Here is a 16587-nt window from a genome sequence, read left to right on the forward strand (position 1 = left end):
AGCTGATATAAGAACTTGTCACAATCGCCTTTCTCCTTTAAGGTAAAATTAAACAAGCAAACAAAACTATTCAAGGAGATGACGGTACATTGAAAAACGAGTTAGTTGAACGGTTTATATCCTATGTAAAAATTGATACCCAGTCAGATGAAGAGAACTCTGCATGCCCCTCTTCCGCAGGTCAATTAATTCTCGGCAACAAGCTGGTTAATGATTTACAAACGATTGGCCTCGTTGATGCAAAGATTGATGATAACGGCTATGTTATGGCCACACTTCCTAGTAATACAGATAAGGAGGTTCCCGTGATTGGGTTCTTAGCTCATCTCGATACAGCAACGGATTTTACCGGGAAAAATGTTAACCCTCAAATTGTTGAAAATTATAATGGAAAAGACATCACCCTTAATGGCGAATTAAACATTATCCTTTCTCCAACTGATTTCCCACACCTTGCTGACTATCAGAACCAAACGTTGATTACGACAGATGGTACTACCTTACTTGGAGCTGATAATAAAGCTGGAATTGCAGAAATTATGACGGCCATGGACTATTTAATACAACATCCTGAAATAAAACATGGACAAATTAGAGTAGCCTTTACACCCGACGAAGAAATTGGAAGAGGACCTCATAAGTTCGATGTCGATTCATTTCAAGCAGCCTATGCTTATACGATTGATGGAGGGCCGCTGGGCGAACTTCAATATGAGAGTTTCAACGCTGCTGGATTGAAAATCACTTTCAAGGGAACCAATATTCATCCTGGAACTGCTAAAGGAAAGATGGTTAATGCAGCAAAAATAGCGATGAAATTCAACGACCGTCTGCCTGTAAACGAATCTCCAGAAATGACTGAAGGCTATGAAGGGTTCTATCATCTATCTGGAATCAATGGCGATGTGGAAGAAACGGTTCTGCACTACATTATCCGTGATTTTGACAAAGAACAATTTGCAGAAAGAAAACTATTTATTAAAAAAATGGTTGCTGAATTCCAGGATCAATACGGAACAGACCGCATTATTATGGAGATGAAGGATCAATATTACAATATGAAAGACAAAATTAAACCGGTGATGGAAATTGTCGAAATAGCCGCTGAAGCAATGAAAAGCCTTGGCATTGAACCAATTATTGAACCCATCCGCGGTGGAACAGACGGCTCACAGCTTTCATATATGGGGCTGCCCACACCGAATATCTTTACAGGTGGAGAAAATTTTCACGGAAAATATGAATTTATATCCGTAGATCATATGGCCAAAGCAGTAGATGTGATTATTGAAGTCGTCAAATTATTTGAGGAAAAATCAGGGAAATAAACGAAAAAAAGAGGTTCGGAATAAACCATTCCGAACCTCTTTCCTTTTTTATACGATTCTTGACCAGTGACGTGCTTGCGTTACTGCTTGTATAAAGGCTTGATGGTCAGCGCCTGCGATTACACCTGCAGCTTGGTCTTGTGATGTGATGCCAGCTGCTGTTAATAAATCGAGTGCATCTGTGCCAGCCCCAACAGACTTGAAGTGACTATAGGCTTCGAGTAGGAAGATTGGAGCTTTTTTACTAGCTAGAAGGTTCGTAACCCCTTCTTTCCCTCCTGCAACATACACTGCGTCAAATTGGACAGAATCTGCTGTCAAGAACGTATGATCAACAGGAACTTCCTCGCCATTACTGCTAAGGATCACTCCTAGGTTTTTACTCACGACTTCAACAAGTATTCCCGCTCCTATTAAATCTGCTTTTAATTGAGTAAACTCTGCATAATCAAAACCATGATCAGCTAATACAGCTACTTTACGTGTATTTGGAAGCTTCACACTGGTTTCTTGGCTCAAGCTGGCTGAAGCTGGACTGCCATCTGGAACATTCCCCGCTTCAGGTACAGATGCGCCCACCGCTAAAGCAAGTTCCTTCGCAATCCTGAAATCAACATTTGCAAACATATTGACTACCCGCTGTTGAATTTCTTTGCTTTTCAGTTTTCCTACTTCGAACTGGAAGGCTTCAATAATATGCTGTTTCTCAACTTCCGTCATGCTATTCCAGAAAAGAATCGCTTGGCTGTAATGATCTTTAAAGCTCTCACTGCGAGCTCGAACTTTTCGGCCATCTACCTTTTCCTGATAATGTACATATCCGCCATCTTTTGCCGAAGCCGGCTCGGGTGCATTAGCTTGTAATCCATTTTTATGGTAGCTGACTTGTCCTTTATTTATCGCCATACGGTGCATCCCGTCACGTTGGTTATTATGAACTGGTGCAACCGAGCGGTTAATCGGAAGTTCATGGAAATTTGGACCGCCAAGGCGGGAAAGTTGTGTATCGGTATAAGAGAAGAGGCGTCCTTGAAGCATCGGGTCATTTGAAAAGTCTATTCCAGGTACGACATTTCCAAGATGGAAGGCAACTTGCTCTGTCTCAGCAAAGACATTATCCGGATTTCGGTCGAGAGTCATTTTTCCGATGATTTTAACTGGAATGATTTCTTCCGGCCAAAGCTTAGTTGGATCAAGGATATCAAAATCAAAAGCAAATTCATCTTCTTCTTTAATGAGTTGAACCCCTAACTCAAATTCAGGATACTCTCCCATCTCGATTGCTTCATAAAGATCACGGCGATGGAAGTCAGGATCCTTACCAGCTAGTTTTTGGGCTTCGTCCCAAACGAGAGAATGGACCCCAAGTTTTGGTTTCCAATGAAACTTCACAAAATGAGACTTGCCCAGTTCATTTACAAAGCGGAAGGTATTTACCCCGAATCCTTCCATCATTCGATAGCTGCGGGGAATAGCCCGGTCAGACAAATGCCACATAATCATATGTGCGGTCTCGGTATTGGCCGTTACAAAGTCCCAGAACGTATCATGTGCAGTTTGTGCCTGTGGTATTTCATTATGCGGTTCTGGTTTGAAAGAATGAACCAAATCCGGGAACTTAATAGCATCTTGTATAAAAAACACTGGAATGTTATTTCCAACTAAATCATAGTTTCCTTCTTCTGTATAAAACTTTGTAGCAAAGCCCCTTACATCACGAACGGTGTCTGCTGAACCACGCGAGCCTGCCACAGTTGAAAAACGTACAAACACAGGTGTTTTTATGGAAGGATCTTGAAGAAAACCAGCGCTGGTATACTCCTTCATGGATTCATAGGCTTGGAAGTATCCATGTGCACCATATCCACGAGCATGAACAATACGTTCAGGAATTCGTTCATGGTCAAAATGAGTCATTTTTTCACGAAAATGAAAGTCCTCCATTAGTGTCGGTCCACGTTCACCCGCTTTTAATGAATGTTCATCTTCAGAAACACGCAGCCCCTGATTAGTTGTTAATTTGGTCCCGGCATCATCAACCCGGTACGATTCAAGTTGTTGATCCTTACTGTTTTCATGTTTATTAGTCATCTTGTTCAAGTCCTCCCTCTTCTTCTCTATAAAAAGTCTGGATAAATTTATGTTGCTTTTTCTTATGGTTTACCACGATATTTTTAAAGTTAAACAAGACTATTCACACAAATAAAAAAAACTAGAATCGACAAAAAACTACTATTTAGTTAAAATCGATAGAAAAGACTATGGAAGTTAAAGGGGATACCTTGATTACTTTATTGCCATTAATGATTGAAAGAGTCGGAATTATTGTCATACTCGCTTTCTTGTTATCACAAATGAAGTCCTTTCGAAAACTCGTCAATCATGAACAAAATCTACCAGGAAAAATACAGCTTATTCTTTTATTTGGTTTTTTCGGAATCATCAGTAATTATACTGGAATAGAAATTAATGATCAGTCAATTGTTCACTCAGAGTGGCTCACCGATGTCGGTTCCGAACATGCATTGGCCAATACACGGGTAATGGGGATTGGTATTGGCGGATTACTAGGGGGGCCTTGGGTCGGCCTTGGCATTGGGTTAATCGCGGGCATTCACCGTTTATCTCTCGGGGGCTTTACAGCAGCTGCCTGTGCAATCTCATCAGTAGCTGCTGGGATTGCTGCTGGTTTATTAGGTAGACAGCGAAGGATGAAGGGTGGAGAAATTACACCGATATTTGCTGTTGGAATCGGGATGATTATGGAAGCGTTTCAGATGGTAATTATTTTACTTTCTGCGAAACCATTCGAACAAGCACTAGCACTTGTAAAGGTTATTGGGTTACCGATGATTCTGATAAATGGTTTAGGTTCATTATTATTCGTTTTCATTCTTCAGTCGATCATTCGGGATGATCAGCGTACACGAGTACTGCAAACTAATCGCGCCTTCCGCATCACAGACCAAACTCTTCCTTTCTTCCGGAAAGGCCTGAACCCGGATTCTTGCAGTGCCATTGCTAACATCGTCCTCAACCTGACAAATGCCGATGCCATCGCCATTACAGATGATAAACAAGTATTAGCTCATGCAGGTGCCGGAAGTGACCATCATATACCACTAAAAGGATTGGAGACTGGATTAACCAGAGAAGCTCTTCAACTCGGAGAATTATTGATTGCTAGAACCAAAGATGATATTTACTGCATGCATAAAGACTGTCCATTAGCGGCAGCCGTTGTTCTTCCGTTAAAAGTTCACCAGGAGACAGTAGGTACGTTAAAAATGTACTTTACAAATCCAAATAAACTTGATGACGTCCACCAGGAGCTTGCTGAAGGACTAGCAAACTTATTTTCTACTCAGCTTGAATTAGCCGAAGCGGAAAAACAAACTCGTCTATTAAAAGATGCAGAAATTAAAGCCCTGCAGGCTCAAGTACATCCGCACTTTTTATTTAACAGTATTAATACCATCTCTGTCTTATGCCGGACAGACTCAGAAAAAGCCCGGTCACTCTTACTCGGTCTCAGTTCCTTCTTTCGCAGTAACCTGCAAGGTGCCCGCCAACTTCTAATTCCACTGGAGAAGGAACTCGAGCATGTACATGCATATCTATTACTAGAGCAAGCCCGTTTCCCTGACCGATACAAGATGACCTATTCGCTTGCTCCGGGTCTTGAAAAAATCTTAATTCCCCCTTTCACTCTTCAGCCGCTCATTGAAAATACCATTCACCATGCATTTTCAAGGTTGAACGTACAAGGAGAAATTACAATAACCATTTATACTCAAAAAGGATTTCTTTATATTTCAGTACAGGATAATGGTCAAGGCATATCAGACGAACGAATGCTGGAGTTAGGAAAAAAGATTGTTTCTTCTGAGAAAGGTACTGGAACAGCTATTTATAATATTAAGCAAAGACTTGATGGAATATATAACGGCCGGGCTGCCCTATCTATACAATCAAATTCATGCAGCCCAGGAACAACAATCAAAATCACCATACCTATGGATCAAAAAGGAGTTTCTGACTAACATGCTAAAGGTGTATATTGTTGATGATGAACCACTTGCGAGGGATGAACTACGGTATTTGCTGCTCCGCAGTAAACTGGTGGAAATTACCGGAGAAGCAGCGTCTTTTGAAGAGGCATTAGAACAAATTTCTGCCTATCAACCTGACCTCGTCTTCGTTGATATCGAAATGACAGACCAGAATGGCCTGCAGCTGGCAAAACGCCTGCAGGAGCTAAATCCTATACCCTCTATTGTATTTGCGACGGCTTATGACGAATTTGCTCTTCAAGCATTTGACTTGGGTGCGAGTGATTATATCTTAAAACCATTTGACGAAAAACGAATTCAACAGACAATTGAAAAGATCATCCTGCAAAAAACAAAAAGGAACCACGCCATTTCGACTAATCCTAAACGGATTGCCGTTTCACTGGAAGGACGGATTCTTTTAATAGATTGTGATTCGATTCTTTATATGACCTCAGCAGACGGGAAATGCACTATTTTCACGGATAATCAGGCATATACAATCAGTGAAACCCTGACCATGCTGGAAAAGAAGTTAAGCGGCTCTATGTTTCTCCGAGTCCACCGAAGCTATCTGGTAAATGTCGAACATATCAGTGAAATTGAGCCTTGGTTTAATTCGACTTACAACATCACCATGAAAAACGGAGTAAAAGTTCCCGTTTCTCGTACGTATGTAAAAGATTTAAAAGAGCTTATCGGTTTTTAATCGCTTAAGAGCCCCTGATCCGACTGTAATGAATGTATTCCAATGGTGCAATTATGTATTTCACATCCAGTATTTTGGTGTTTTGAAGTGAAAACCCAATGTAAGCGTTTTTATTTAGTAAAATTACGTTACAACAATATTGGGGGGATGAAAAATGAATGCAGTTACAGTAGTAATCGCTTCAATCTGTATCTTATTAATTGCCTATCGTTTATACGGTACCTTTATAGCTGCCAAGGTATTAAAACTCAATGATTCCATTCCGACACCCGCACATACACTTGAAGACGGAAAGGACTATGTACCAACAAATAAGTGGGTGACATTCGGACATCATTTTGCTGCTATTGCCGCAGCAGGTCCACTGGTTGGTCCCATTCTTGCAGCCCAATTTGGTTATTTGCCAGGATTGCTCTGGCTGTTAATCGGAGCAGTCGTCGGAGGGGCAGTTCATGATGCTGTCGTCTTATTCGCTTCAATGCGTCAAGATGGAAAATCTCTTTCTGAGGTAGCTAAGAAAGAATTAGGTCCTGTAGCAGGTTTTTGTACAGGTCTAGCTATGCTTTTCATCATTACCATTACAATGGCCGGCCTTTCTATGGTTGTGCTTCATGCTTTAGAAAATAACCCTTGGGGAACCTTTGCCGTCGGTATTACGATTCCAATTGCAATGGGTGTTGGTATCTACCATAAACTCACCGGAAACCTAAAGTGGGCAACCATTGTCGGTTTCATCTTAATTATGGCCGGTATTTTTTTAGGACCACAAATTCAAAATACGGCATTTGGAGATTTCTTATCTCTTGAAGCAAGTACTTTAGCTCTTATTCTCCCAATCTATGCCTTTTTCGCGGCAGCATTACCAGTGTGGCTCTTGCTGGCACCTCGTGATTATCTAAGTACTTTTATGAAAATCGGCGTATTTATTGCCTTAATCATTGGTGTATTTGTGGTTAATCCAGATATCCAATTCCCTGCATTTACTGAATTTATTAATGGCGGGGGGCCGATTGTAGCTGGTCCCGTATGGCCATTTATTTCAATAACAATCGCTTGTGGAGCTATTTCCGGTTTTCATGCATTTGTTGGTTCAGGAACCACACCAAAAATGCTAAATCGCTGGAGTGATATTAAACCCGTCGCATTTGGTGCGATGCTTGTAGAATGTTTAGTTGCAATTATGGCCTTAATTGCTGCGGTTGCCTTACAGCCCGGAGATTATTTTGCCATCAACTCCTCTCCTGAGGTTTTTGAAACACTAGGTATGCAAACTGTTCATTTAGGTGAACTAAGTAATGAAATCGGCATGGACTTAGAAGGTAGAACAGGCGGGGCGGTTACCTTAGCTGTTGGTATGACCTATATCTTCACGGCTATTCCTTGGTTTGAGAACTTAGCTTCTTATTTCTTCCAATTCGTGATCCTATTCGAAGCGGTATTTATCCTAACCGCTATTGACTCAGGCACGCGCGTTGCCCGTTATCTAATTCAAGACTTTTTCGGTGAATTTTATAAACCGCTTAAGCGTGTTGATTGGCTTCCTGGTAATCTATTTGCCAGCGCATTAGCCTGCTTTGTCTGGGGCTACTTACTCTACTCCGGAGATATCAGCTCGATATGGGCACTCTTCGGTGTTTCTAATCAGTTGATGGCATCAATTGGCTTAATTGTTGGTACGACTGTTATTCTAAAAATCGCTGATAAACGCTGGTATATTCTTACCTGCCTGATTCCCCTTGCTTATCTATACGTAACCGTGAATGTTGCCGGATACTGGATGGTTAAGAACGTGTATTTGAATTCAGCATCTGCAGGATATAGTGTAATCAATGGGGTTCTTTCTATTATTATGCTAGTATTAGGCTTAATTATCATCGTTACATCGATAAAGAAATGGACCGAGCTTTGGAAGATTCCGCAAGCGGAATTAGTTGCTCAATCAACTAAATCCGCGTAAAAAATCGACCGTCCCAATTAGGGGCGGTCGATTTTTTATTACTGCTCTTAATTCAGTTTCCATACCTCTTAGTCATTCTTTTTTAAGATAAGCGTGCTGATTTCTGATACGTTTACAGAGCTTGCTTTATATACGGAAATGTCTTCTATCCCGGCTTTTTCATTATCTACAAGGACCGACCAATCCCCTTTAAAGGGCAAGTTGACTTCTACTTCCCACGGATTGCTATTATAAATCACAACCAATTCATTTGGTTGACCGAACAATCTGTATGCGATAACATTGGCCGGAGCTTCGATCCAGTTTACGTTCTGGTGAATTAACTGATACGATTCCAAACGGAAGCTCGGATAAGTTTTACGAAGCGTAATCAGCCCCTTGATGTATTCGATATCATCAGTATATTCTGCAGACCGTCTCCAATCGAGCTGGTTAATGATGTCCGGTGACTTATAACTATTTTCCTCCCCTCTTTTTGTCCGCATAAATTCCTGTCCTGCATGAAGAAAAGGAATACCCTGAGAGGTTAAGAGGATAGCTGAAGCAAGACGATGCATGCGCTTACGAATCGCAGGCGATAAATCTTTGTTCGAGATTTCGAGCTTATCCCAAAGTGTATGGTTATCATGCGCTTCTGCATAAGTAACCACCTGACTTGGACTGGTAAAGGTCGCTGTAATATGGTCGTAGCTCCTTGCACAAATACCCCTTTTCATATTTTCTTCAAGACCGGGGGAATGGCTGATAAAACCTTTTTGCGTCGTGTCAAACGTACTTCCCTTCAAGCTGTCACGAAAAAAATCATTAAATTGAGCAATTCTTGGCATTAGGGAGGCATTTTTTTGATTCGCTTTTTGGTCTGCGGGCAGCGTTGTATGTAAATCCCATCCTTCCCCTAGGAGAATGATACTTGGATCTATGTCATCCAAGGCTTGGCGCACCTGATTCATCGTTTCAACATCATGTATCCCCATTAAATCAAAACGAAACCCATCCAATTGATATTCATTTGCCCAATACGAAACAGAATCAACAATAAATTTTCTCATCATCATCCGCTCTGATGCCGTATCATTTCCTACGCCTGTCCCGTTCACTAATTGACCATTGTGATATCGAAAATAATAACCAGGCACTAGTTTGTTAAAGGAAGAATTTTCAACCGAATAAACATGATTGTAGACCACATCCATAATCACTCGTAATCCTTGATCGTGAAAAGATTGAATCATTTGTTTCATTTCTTTAATTCTTGTTTTCGGATCGAAGGGATCTGTTGCATAGGAGCCTTCCGGAGCATTGAAATGATTGGGATCATACCCCCAGTTATATTGTAGACGTTCATCGTCTGCTTCATCGACTGTTGCGTAATCAAACATCGGCAGCAATTGTACATGCGTAACACCTAAGCTTTTAATATAATCAAGCCCTGTATCCATACCTGTAGGACCAGTCGTCCCTGTCTCTGCTAATCCTAAATATTTCCCTTTGTGAACAATCCCGCTTTCCGGATGAATAGAGGCATCACGAATATGAAGTTCATAAATAATCGTGTCCATCACAGAAGAATGCTTAGGCTTTTCAGTCGACCAATTTTCAGGATTCGTGCTCTTGAGATTGACTACAACTCCCTTTTCACCATTAACCGTTACAGCACGTGCATACGGATCAGTGACTTCCTTCCACTGTTCATTGCTTCTTACTTTATACGTATACACTAGGCCGTCTTGGTCACCCTCTAACTTTGCTGCCCACGTTCCCTTCTCAGAACGCTCCATCAGCATTTCTTTCCCGCTTTCTTCCTCTTGTTCGTATAGTACTAATCTCACTTCTGCTGCAAGAGGCGCCCATAAACGAAAGACAGTTGCCTGTTCATGATACCGATTACCTAAATCCTCACCATCATAATAAAAGAGGCGGTCAATCTCCTCTGCGGTGCTCCTTGTCTCTATATATGAGTGCTGGTTGATATGCTCGATAACGAAGACCTCCTTCGACAAAATTCCCGTTATACTTTTTCCACATTTCCAGCATTTTCAAACAAGATAATGAGCGCATGTTGGAATCGTTACTCTAATAAGCTTATGTAAGATGAAAGCTGCATATTCACATCCATAAGCCATAAGTAACAGGTAGATGAATTTTCCGAAAAATCTAATATGATGGTTAATAAGCCTCTCTCTCTCATTCACAAACCATCTTTTTTATGGTATGAATAGAGAAAAGTAAAAAGGAGATGTCAAGATGAATAAGGAAACCCTCGACTATAAAATCGCCGACGTCAAAGCCGAATTTGTACGCTTACAAGATGATATGGAAAAATTGGATTCTGTAAATGGAAACAGCGGCCCAATTGAAAAACAACTAGACAGGCTTCAGGACGAACTAAAGGCCCTTTATCAGCAGCGATTAGACGTTGATGAAGAATAAATCTACAACAAAATAGGGGCTGAGCTATTTGGATCTGGAAGCCGTGCCTTTGGGTTTCCTTCCCCAAATAGTGATGTTTGCTGCCCTGCCATAAAAAAACAGCTCACATATCTGTGAACTGTTTTCCTAACTTATTTCAAGGCTTCGTGAACCTTTAGCTGTTTACCTTTTATGGTTGTATTTTTCATAGCTTTTAACACTTGCGGTCCTTTTCCATTAAGGATTTCAACATATGAGACAGTATCCTGAATGGTGATGATCCCAATATCTTCAGCTGAAACGCCATTAATCTTAGCGATGGTTCCCACGAAATCAACAGCACGGATTTTCTTTTTCTTGCCTCCATTAAAATAGAGCTTCATGATTTGACTATTTAACTGGTCACTTTTAGACTTTTTAATAGTTGGCTGAGCAGCAAGTTTCTTTTCAAAATCAGCCTGGCTGTTGTTTTTCTCTTCGTTAGAAGGAGCCTTCATTCTTGGGATATTAAATCCTATATAACTTTCTATTTCACTTAAGAATTTATCCTCAAATGGGGTAACCAACGTAATGGCCTTCCCTTTTTTACCGGCACGGCCAGTTCTGCCTGTTCGGTGTACATAGCTTTCCTTTTCTAATGGCAGATCATAATTAATGACATGTGTGATGCTGTCAATATCTATGCCTCTTGCTGCCACATCTGTGGCCACTAGATAACGGAATTCTCCCCGCTTGAATTCATTCATGACATCCAATCTTTCCTTTTGCTCCATTCCACCATGAATCTTATCCACTGGGTAATTCAAATCCGCAAGATCATCACACAGCTGATCAACACGATCCTTAGTACGGCAAAAAATAATGCAGCTATCCGGATTTTCTACCACCATTAGATTGTGAAGTAAGGCTGTTTTATCACTATCTCCAGCTTCCAAAACATAGTGATCAATTTTATCCGTTGTTAAACCCGTTGCTTTTATTTCAATATCCGTAGAGTTGTTCATATGCTTATTTGATAATTTTTTTATATCTTCAGGAAGGGTAGCTGAGAACAGCATCGTCACCCGTTTTTTAGGCAGTTCATGGATAATTGCTTCTACTTGATCAATAAAACCCATGTTCAGCATCTCATCTGCCTCATCAATTACTAGATAACTCAAACGATCTAAAGCTAGCGTTCCCTTCTCAATATGGTCAAGGACGCGGCCTGGTGTACCAACCACTACATGGCTCTTTTGTTTTAACTCAGCTGCCTGTGGAGCAAATGGTTGTTTACCATAAACAGCCGTTGCTTTTATACGTTTATAACGCCCGATATTCGTGATATCTTCCTTCACTTGAACTGCCAGTTCACGTGTTGGTGATAAAATTAAGGCTTGAGGTTTATTTTCTGCCCAATCCACCATTTCACAAATAGGAATCCCAAATGCCGCTGTCTTCCCACTGCCCGTTTGTGATTTTACAACCAGATCTTTTTTCTTCAGGGCAACCGGAATCACTTCGTTTTGTACCTCTGTTGGCACAGTAAACCCTAAATCCTCGAGTGCACGTACAATTTCATCACTTAATGCGTAATCTGTAAATTTTCTTTTCGTCATATAGCTGCCTCATTTATTGTATAGTATCGTATTTCCTAACCCATGTCCGTTCTACTTATATTATATCCAACTTCCCATTATACTCGAAAACGAACCATAATGAGATTTTTACGAGAAACAAAGGGAATGATAAAACAATCATCAGTCTATATTCACAGGAAAACATGCCTACATACCCACCATTTATCTCTTTGTAATGAATTATCTACGAAAATTGTTTCACGTGGAACGCACTCTTTCTATACCCTATTTATTTGTGTACCCATTCATCCGAACGGATGCAGATAAGTAAGCTAAAACTACTTTCTTAAAAAAAAAATTACATTAAACTCTTATTTTCATTTATTATTGGGTAAATACCACTAGTAAGAGTATTTATCTATAATTATTTTTATTTCTAACATATATCAAGGAGGAAATCATGAGGAAATTTCGACAACCGTTAATGATCGCATTAATGACCTTATTACTATCATTCATAGCTCCATTCGCTCAAGCAGCAACAACCGACGAAAAGACCTATCAAATTGCTACAGATATTACTTTTGCACCATTTGAATTTCAAGAAACAAACGGTGAGTATGTCGGTATTGATATCGATTTACTCAACGCGATCGCTGAAGATCAAGGATTTAAAGTAGAAATTAAGCCCTTAGGGTTTAATGCTGCCGTACAAGCTCTTGAATCCAAGCAGGTAGATGGCGTCATTGCTGGTATGAGTATCACCGATGAACGGAAAAATAAATTTGATTTCTCTGATCCATATTTTGATTCTGGTGTGGTCATGGCCGTTAAAGAAGGCAATGACAAAATAAAAGAATATAAAGATTTAAAAGAAAAAAAAGTCGCGGTTAAAACAGGTACAGAAGGTGCAAGCTTTGCTACCAGTATTAAAGATAAATACGGTTTTAAAATTGTCACATTCGATGATTCAGCCAATATGTATGATGATGTAAAAACAGGTAATTCTACTGCTGTTTTTGATGATTATCCAGTTCTTGCTTACGGAGCTAACCAAGGTAACGGACTTGAACTAGTTACGGAGAAGGAATCCGGCGGCTCATATGGTTTTGCCGTTTCTAAAGGACAAAATCCCGAGCTTATTCAGCAATTTAATGAAGGGCTAAGTAATTTAAAAGAATCAGGTGAGTACGACAAGATCTTAGACACGTACCTATCAGCACCTAAAAGCGATGAAGATAAAGGGGTTCTCGGTTTAATCAAATCGAGCTATCCAAGTCTGTTAAAAGGGTTAGGCATGACATTGATGCTGACGGTTGTTTCGTTGATTATCGCTTCCATACTCGGAATTGTATTCGGTTTGTGCCGAGTTGCTAAAAATAAAGCGTTAAATATACTGGGCAGTATTTATGTGGACATATTCCGTGGAACACCGCTGATTGTACAAGCGTTCTTCTTCTACTTTGGTGTTCCTGCTGCACTTGATTTCCGTATTTCAGCAATTACAGCAGGTCTATTGACCCTTAGCTTAAATGCTGGGGCCTATATGGCTGAGATTGTCCGCGGAGGTATTGAATCTGTAGATAAGGGCCAGATGGAGGCTGCACGCAGCTTAGGTCTTCCTTACAAAAAAGCAATGGCAAAGGTTGTTCTTCCTCAAGCCATTACGTTAATGATTCCTTCTTTCATTAATCAATTTATCATCACATTGAAAGATACTTCTATTCTCTCGATCATAGGAATTAATGAATTAACTCAAAGCGGTAAGATCATTATCGCCAGAAATTTAGAATCATTTAATATGTGGTTAATCGTTGGGTTAATGTACTTTATTATTATCATGATTTTAACAAAAGTATCGCAGCGTTTAGAGAGGAGAATCCAGAATGGCAAAGCTTAAGGTCAATCAACTGAAAAAATCATATGGTTCATTAGAAGTACTCAAGGGCATTGATCTTGAGGTACAGGAAGGTGAAGTTGTTTGCCTAATTGGTCCCTCTGGTTCAGGAAAAAGCACCCTTTTACGCTGTATGAATTTATTAGAGGAAGTAAATGGCGGAGAAGTGATGATTGATCATACACTGCTGACAGATAAGAAAGTCAATATTAATAAAGTTCGAGAAAATATTGGAATGGTTTTTCAGCATTTTAACTTATTCCCTCATTTATCAGTTCTAGATAATATCACACTTTCTCCAATAGAATTAAAGAAAAATACAAAAGCAGAGGCCAAAGAAATTGCATTGAAATTACTGGATCGCGTTGGTCTGGCAGATAAAGCGAATGCAAGACCTGCTCAACTATCCGGCGGACAAAAACAACGTGTCGCCATCGCAAGAGCCTTGGCCATGAATCCTGATATTATGCTGTTTGACGAACCAACAAGTGCCTTAGATCCAGAGATGGTCGGAGAAGTTCTGGCAGTTATTCAACAATTGGCAACTGAAGGCATGACAATGGTCATCGTTACACATGAAATGGGATTTGCCAGGGAAGTCGCCAACCAAGTCATCTTTATGGATGGCGGATTGGTTGTTGAAAAAGGCACACCTGCAGAAGTGTTTACCAACCCTACACATCCAAGAACACAAGACTTCTTGGATAAAGTTTTATAAAAGATTACCTTACTAGTAAACGCTGGAGTTCTCTTACTTCAGCGTTTTTGGTTTGGATGCTAAGAATATTGCATGTAGGTAATTACCTATTGTATTGTTAAAGAAGATAAATAGCGTATATGCCTCTTCTCTTCATGGAAAGGCAGTAAACTCTAAAATAAGGAAGTGTCCATGCTTTGAGAATTAATAAATTTATAAGCGAATCTGGAAAAGCCTCCAGACGCGGAGCAGATAAATTAGTCAGTGAAGGCAGAGTAACGATTAATGGAAAAACTGCTAAAATAGGTGATCAAGTGGAACCTGGAGATGATATTCGCGTCAGCGGAGCCCAAATCGGTATTGTGAAAAACAATGTCTATATTGCGTTAAATAAACCTGTAGGTATCACGAGTACATCAGAAAAAAAAGTTAAAGGGAATATAATTGATTTAGTCAATCATCCTCTGCGCATATCACATATTGGACGCCTTGATAAGGAGTCAGAGGGATTAATTCTCCTTACGAATGATGGGGATATCGTAAATGAAATCTTAAGAGCTGAAAATAAGCATGAAAAGGAATATATTGTTTCAGTAGACAAGCCCATAACACCAGAATTTTTAGAGAAAATGGCTTCTGGTGTAAAAATCCTTGATACGATAACGTTACCGTGTGAGGTTACGCAACTTTCCAAATTTGATTTTAAAATTATCCTCACTCAAGGATTAAATCGTCAAATTCGCCGCATGTGTGCCGAACTAGGGTATGAAGTGTATCGTTTACAGCGGGTAAGGATTATGAATATACAGCTTGGCAGTCTTCCAGTTGGTCAATGGCGTGATCTGACAAAAAAAGAACGTAATCAACTATTTGAGGATTTAAACTACGAACCAAAAGAGTGGTAAACCTATTTTTTATGGAAATATTATCATCTCCAATTCTTGATTTTATAAAAGCTATCGGCAATACTAAAGAGGAACAACTTTAAACGAAGGAGATGTAAATAATGCTAATCGTAACCAATCGAATCAAGGTAAAAAAAGGCATGGGTGCAGTTATGGCTCCAGGGTTTACAGCACCTGGCCCGCTGGATACAACTGAAGGCTTTGTAAAAGTAGAAGTCCTTTTAACACAAAATCTTGAAGACTATGATGAATTAAATGTAAATATGTACTGGGAAAACCTTGATAACTTTACTGCATGGAGAAATAGCGATGCCTTTAAAGCGGCTCATAAACGTCCTGAACCAAGTGCAGACGAAGTTAAAAAGGAATCACCTATTATAGGCAGTGAACTAATTACCTATGAAGTGGCCGCAGTTAAAGAAGCAATCTCTAAATAAATCAACATAAAGAGGCGCACTCATCTGCAGCCTCTTTTTTTCCCCCTAATATCCTATTCATTAATCTTTTTTCATTTGTACACTTGTTGGTCACATCAACATAGTATTCTTTGGGTATACCAAATTAGGAGGTACTACAAATGAAAAAAACTCGGATGACCGCAGCTATTTTGGCACTCTCTCTTTCCACATTTATTATTACTACTCCCGCTCAGGCAGCAACAACTCAATCTCAAAATACTGAGACCACACAAACCGTACAATCAACAAAAGATAAATTCTATGTTGCCGGTTTTACACAAAAGGAATTCAACACTTATTTTATTAACTTACAAAAAGCTGTAGCTAAAAATGATAAAAAAGCCGTATCTAAACTCGTTTATTACCCGCTGAATGTGAATAGCAATGGAAAAACAAAAGTCATCAAAAATCAAAAACAGTTTATTAAAGAATACAAGACCATCATGACAAAAAAGGTAAAAAACTCTGTTCTCAAACAAAAACCAGATAAAGTATTTGTGAACTATAAAGGTGCAATGACTGGGAGCGGCGAGGTTTGGATTAGTAAATTCAATAAGAAGCTCGGGATCTATGGCATTAACAAATGATATCGTTTCCTTAATCCTTATTGCCCCGT

The 16587-nt window shown here is 39.8% G+C and carries 13 protein-coding genes; 10 read left to right on the top strand and 3 right to left on the bottom strand.

Annotated features, from left to right (window positions below; all coding sequences use genetic code 11):
* Window positions 1-89: 89 nt before the first annotated feature.
* A complete protein-coding gene (pepT, locus tag MHI18_RS11280) occupies window positions 90-1328 on the top strand; it encodes a peptidase T (protein ID WP_340847438.1) in 1239 nt (412 codons plus the stop codon).
* 48 nt (window positions 1329-1376) lie between these two features.
* Here the strand turns inward: pepT and MHI18_RS11285 are convergent, their stop codons facing one another.
* Entirely contained in the window at window positions 1377-3419 is a 2043-nt protein-coding gene (locus tag MHI18_RS11285; protein ID WP_340847439.1) for a catalase, read from the bottom strand.
* Between the two features lie 212 nt (window positions 3420-3631).
* Here MHI18_RS11285 and MHI18_RS11290 point away from each other — a divergent pair, with 212 nt between their 5' ends.
* The 3 genes from MHI18_RS11290 (at window position 3632) to cstA (ending at window position 8046) form a co-directional block, all read left to right on the top strand.
* Window positions 3632-5371 carry a sensor histidine kinase gene (locus MHI18_RS11290; RefSeq protein WP_340847440.1) on the top strand — a complete coding sequence of 580 codons (1740 nt, stop codon included), beginning with the start codon at window positions 3632-3634 and terminating at the stop codon, window positions 5369-5371.
* Between the two features lies 1 nt (window position 5372).
* Window positions 5373-6089: a LytR/AlgR family response regulator transcription factor gene (locus tag MHI18_RS11295; protein WP_340847441.1), complete on the top strand. Its 717-nt coding sequence runs from the start codon at window positions 5373-5375 to the stop codon at window positions 6087-6089.
* 154 nt (window positions 6090-6243) lie between these two features.
* Window positions 6244-8046 (top strand): carbon starvation protein CstA, encoded by a 1803-nt coding sequence (gene cstA, locus MHI18_RS11300; RefSeq protein ID WP_340847442.1) that lies wholly within the window; start codon window positions 6244-6246, stop codon window positions 8044-8046.
* A gap of 68 nt (window positions 8047-8114) precedes the next feature.
* Here the strand turns inward: cstA and pulA are convergent, their stop codons facing one another.
* Window positions 8115-10046: a type I pullulanase gene (gene pulA / locus MHI18_RS11305; RefSeq protein ID WP_340847443.1), complete on the bottom strand. Its 1932-nt coding sequence runs from the start codon at window positions 10044-10046 to the stop codon at window positions 8115-8117.
* Between the two features lie 244 nt (window positions 10047-10290).
* Here pulA and MHI18_RS11310 point away from each other — a divergent pair, with 244 nt between their 5' ends.
* Window positions 10291-10476 carry an SE1832 family protein gene (locus tag MHI18_RS11310; RefSeq protein ID WP_340847444.1) on the top strand — a complete coding sequence of 62 codons (186 nt, stop codon included), beginning with the start codon at window positions 10291-10293 and terminating at the stop codon, window positions 10474-10476.
* 131 nt (window positions 10477-10607) lie between these two features.
* Here MHI18_RS11310 and MHI18_RS11315 read toward each other — a convergent pair whose 3' ends face one another.
* The gene (locus MHI18_RS11315; protein WP_340847445.1) at window positions 10608-12053 is read right to left on the bottom strand and encodes a DEAD/DEAH box helicase; all 1446 of its coding nucleotides are present in this window, start codon (window positions 12051-12053) and stop codon (window positions 10608-10610) included.
* A gap of 421 nt (window positions 12054-12474) precedes the next feature.
* Here MHI18_RS11315 and MHI18_RS11320 point away from each other — a divergent pair, with 421 nt between their 5' ends.
* The 5 genes from MHI18_RS11320 to MHI18_RS11340 all read left to right on the top strand — a co-directional run bounded on the left by MHI18_RS11320 (window position 12475) and on the right by MHI18_RS11340 (window position 16558).
* A complete protein-coding gene (locus MHI18_RS11320) occupies window positions 12475-13914 on the top strand; it encodes an amino acid ABC transporter substrate-binding protein/permease (RefSeq protein WP_340847446.1) in 1440 nt (479 codons plus the stop codon).
* The gene (locus tag MHI18_RS11325; protein ID WP_040374678.1) at window positions 13901-14629 is read left to right on the top strand and encodes an amino acid ABC transporter ATP-binding protein; all 729 of its coding nucleotides are present in this window, start codon (window positions 13901-13903) and stop codon (window positions 14627-14629) included. The genes MHI18_RS11320 and MHI18_RS11325 overlap by 14 nt, the downstream gene beginning before the upstream one ends.
* 176 nt (window positions 14630-14805) lie before the next feature.
* Window positions 14806-15513 (top strand): pseudouridine synthase, encoded by a 708-nt coding sequence (locus MHI18_RS11330; RefSeq protein ID WP_340847447.1) that lies wholly within the window; start codon window positions 14806-14808, stop codon window positions 15511-15513.
* A gap of 101 nt (window positions 15514-15614) precedes the next feature.
* Window positions 15615-15950: a heme oxygenase gene (locus tag MHI18_RS11335; protein ID WP_340847448.1), complete on the top strand. Its 336-nt coding sequence runs from the start codon at window positions 15615-15617 to the stop codon at window positions 15948-15950.
* A gap of 140 nt (window positions 15951-16090) precedes the next feature.
* The gene (locus MHI18_RS11340) at window positions 16091-16558 is read left to right on the top strand and encodes a hypothetical protein (RefSeq protein WP_340847449.1); all 468 of its coding nucleotides are present in this window, start codon (window positions 16091-16093) and stop codon (window positions 16556-16558) included.
* Window positions 16559-16587: the final 29 nt, after the last annotated feature.

The organism is Peribacillus sp. FSL H8-0477 (assembly GCF_038002765.1).
In the GTDB taxonomy this organism is placed as follows: domain Bacteria; phylum Bacillota; class Bacilli; order Bacillales; family DSM-1321; genus Peribacillus.

Excerpts from the sequence above, each read along its gene's own strand:
- MHI18_RS11285 (WP_340847439.1), bottom strand. The coding sequence starts at position 3,419 with ATGACTAATAAACATGAAAACAGTAAGGATCAACAACTTGAATCGTAC.
- MHI18_RS11290 (WP_340847440.1), top strand. The coding sequence starts at position 3,632 with ATGATTGAAAGAGTCGGAATTATTGTCATACTCGCTTTCTTGTTATCA.
- MHI18_RS11295 (WP_340847441.1), top strand. The coding sequence starts at position 5,373 with ATGCTAAAGGTGTATATTGTTGATGATGAACCACTTGCGAGGGATGAA.
- cstA (WP_340847442.1), top strand. The coding sequence starts at position 6,244 with ATGAATGCAGTTACAGTAGTAATCGCTTCAATCTGTATCTTATTAATT.
- MHI18_RS11310 (WP_340847444.1), top strand. The coding sequence starts at position 10,291 with ATGAATAAGGAAACCCTCGACTATAAAATCGCCGACGTCAAAGCCGAA.
- MHI18_RS11315 (WP_340847445.1), bottom strand. The coding sequence starts at position 12,053 with ATGACGAAAAGAAAATTTACAGATTACGCATTAAGTGATGAAATTGTA.
- MHI18_RS11320 (WP_340847446.1), top strand. The coding sequence starts at position 12,475 with ATGAGGAAATTTCGACAACCGTTAATGATCGCATTAATGACCTTATTA.
- MHI18_RS11325 (WP_040374678.1), top strand. The coding sequence starts at position 13,901 with ATGGCAAAGCTTAAGGTCAATCAACTGAAAAAATCATATGGTTCATTA.
- MHI18_RS11335 (WP_340847448.1), top strand. The coding sequence starts at position 15,615 with ATGCTAATCGTAACCAATCGAATCAAGGTAAAAAAAGGCATGGGTGCA.
- MHI18_RS11340 (WP_340847449.1), top strand. The coding sequence starts at position 16,091 with ATGAAAAAAACTCGGATGACCGCAGCTATTTTGGCACTCTCTCTTTCC.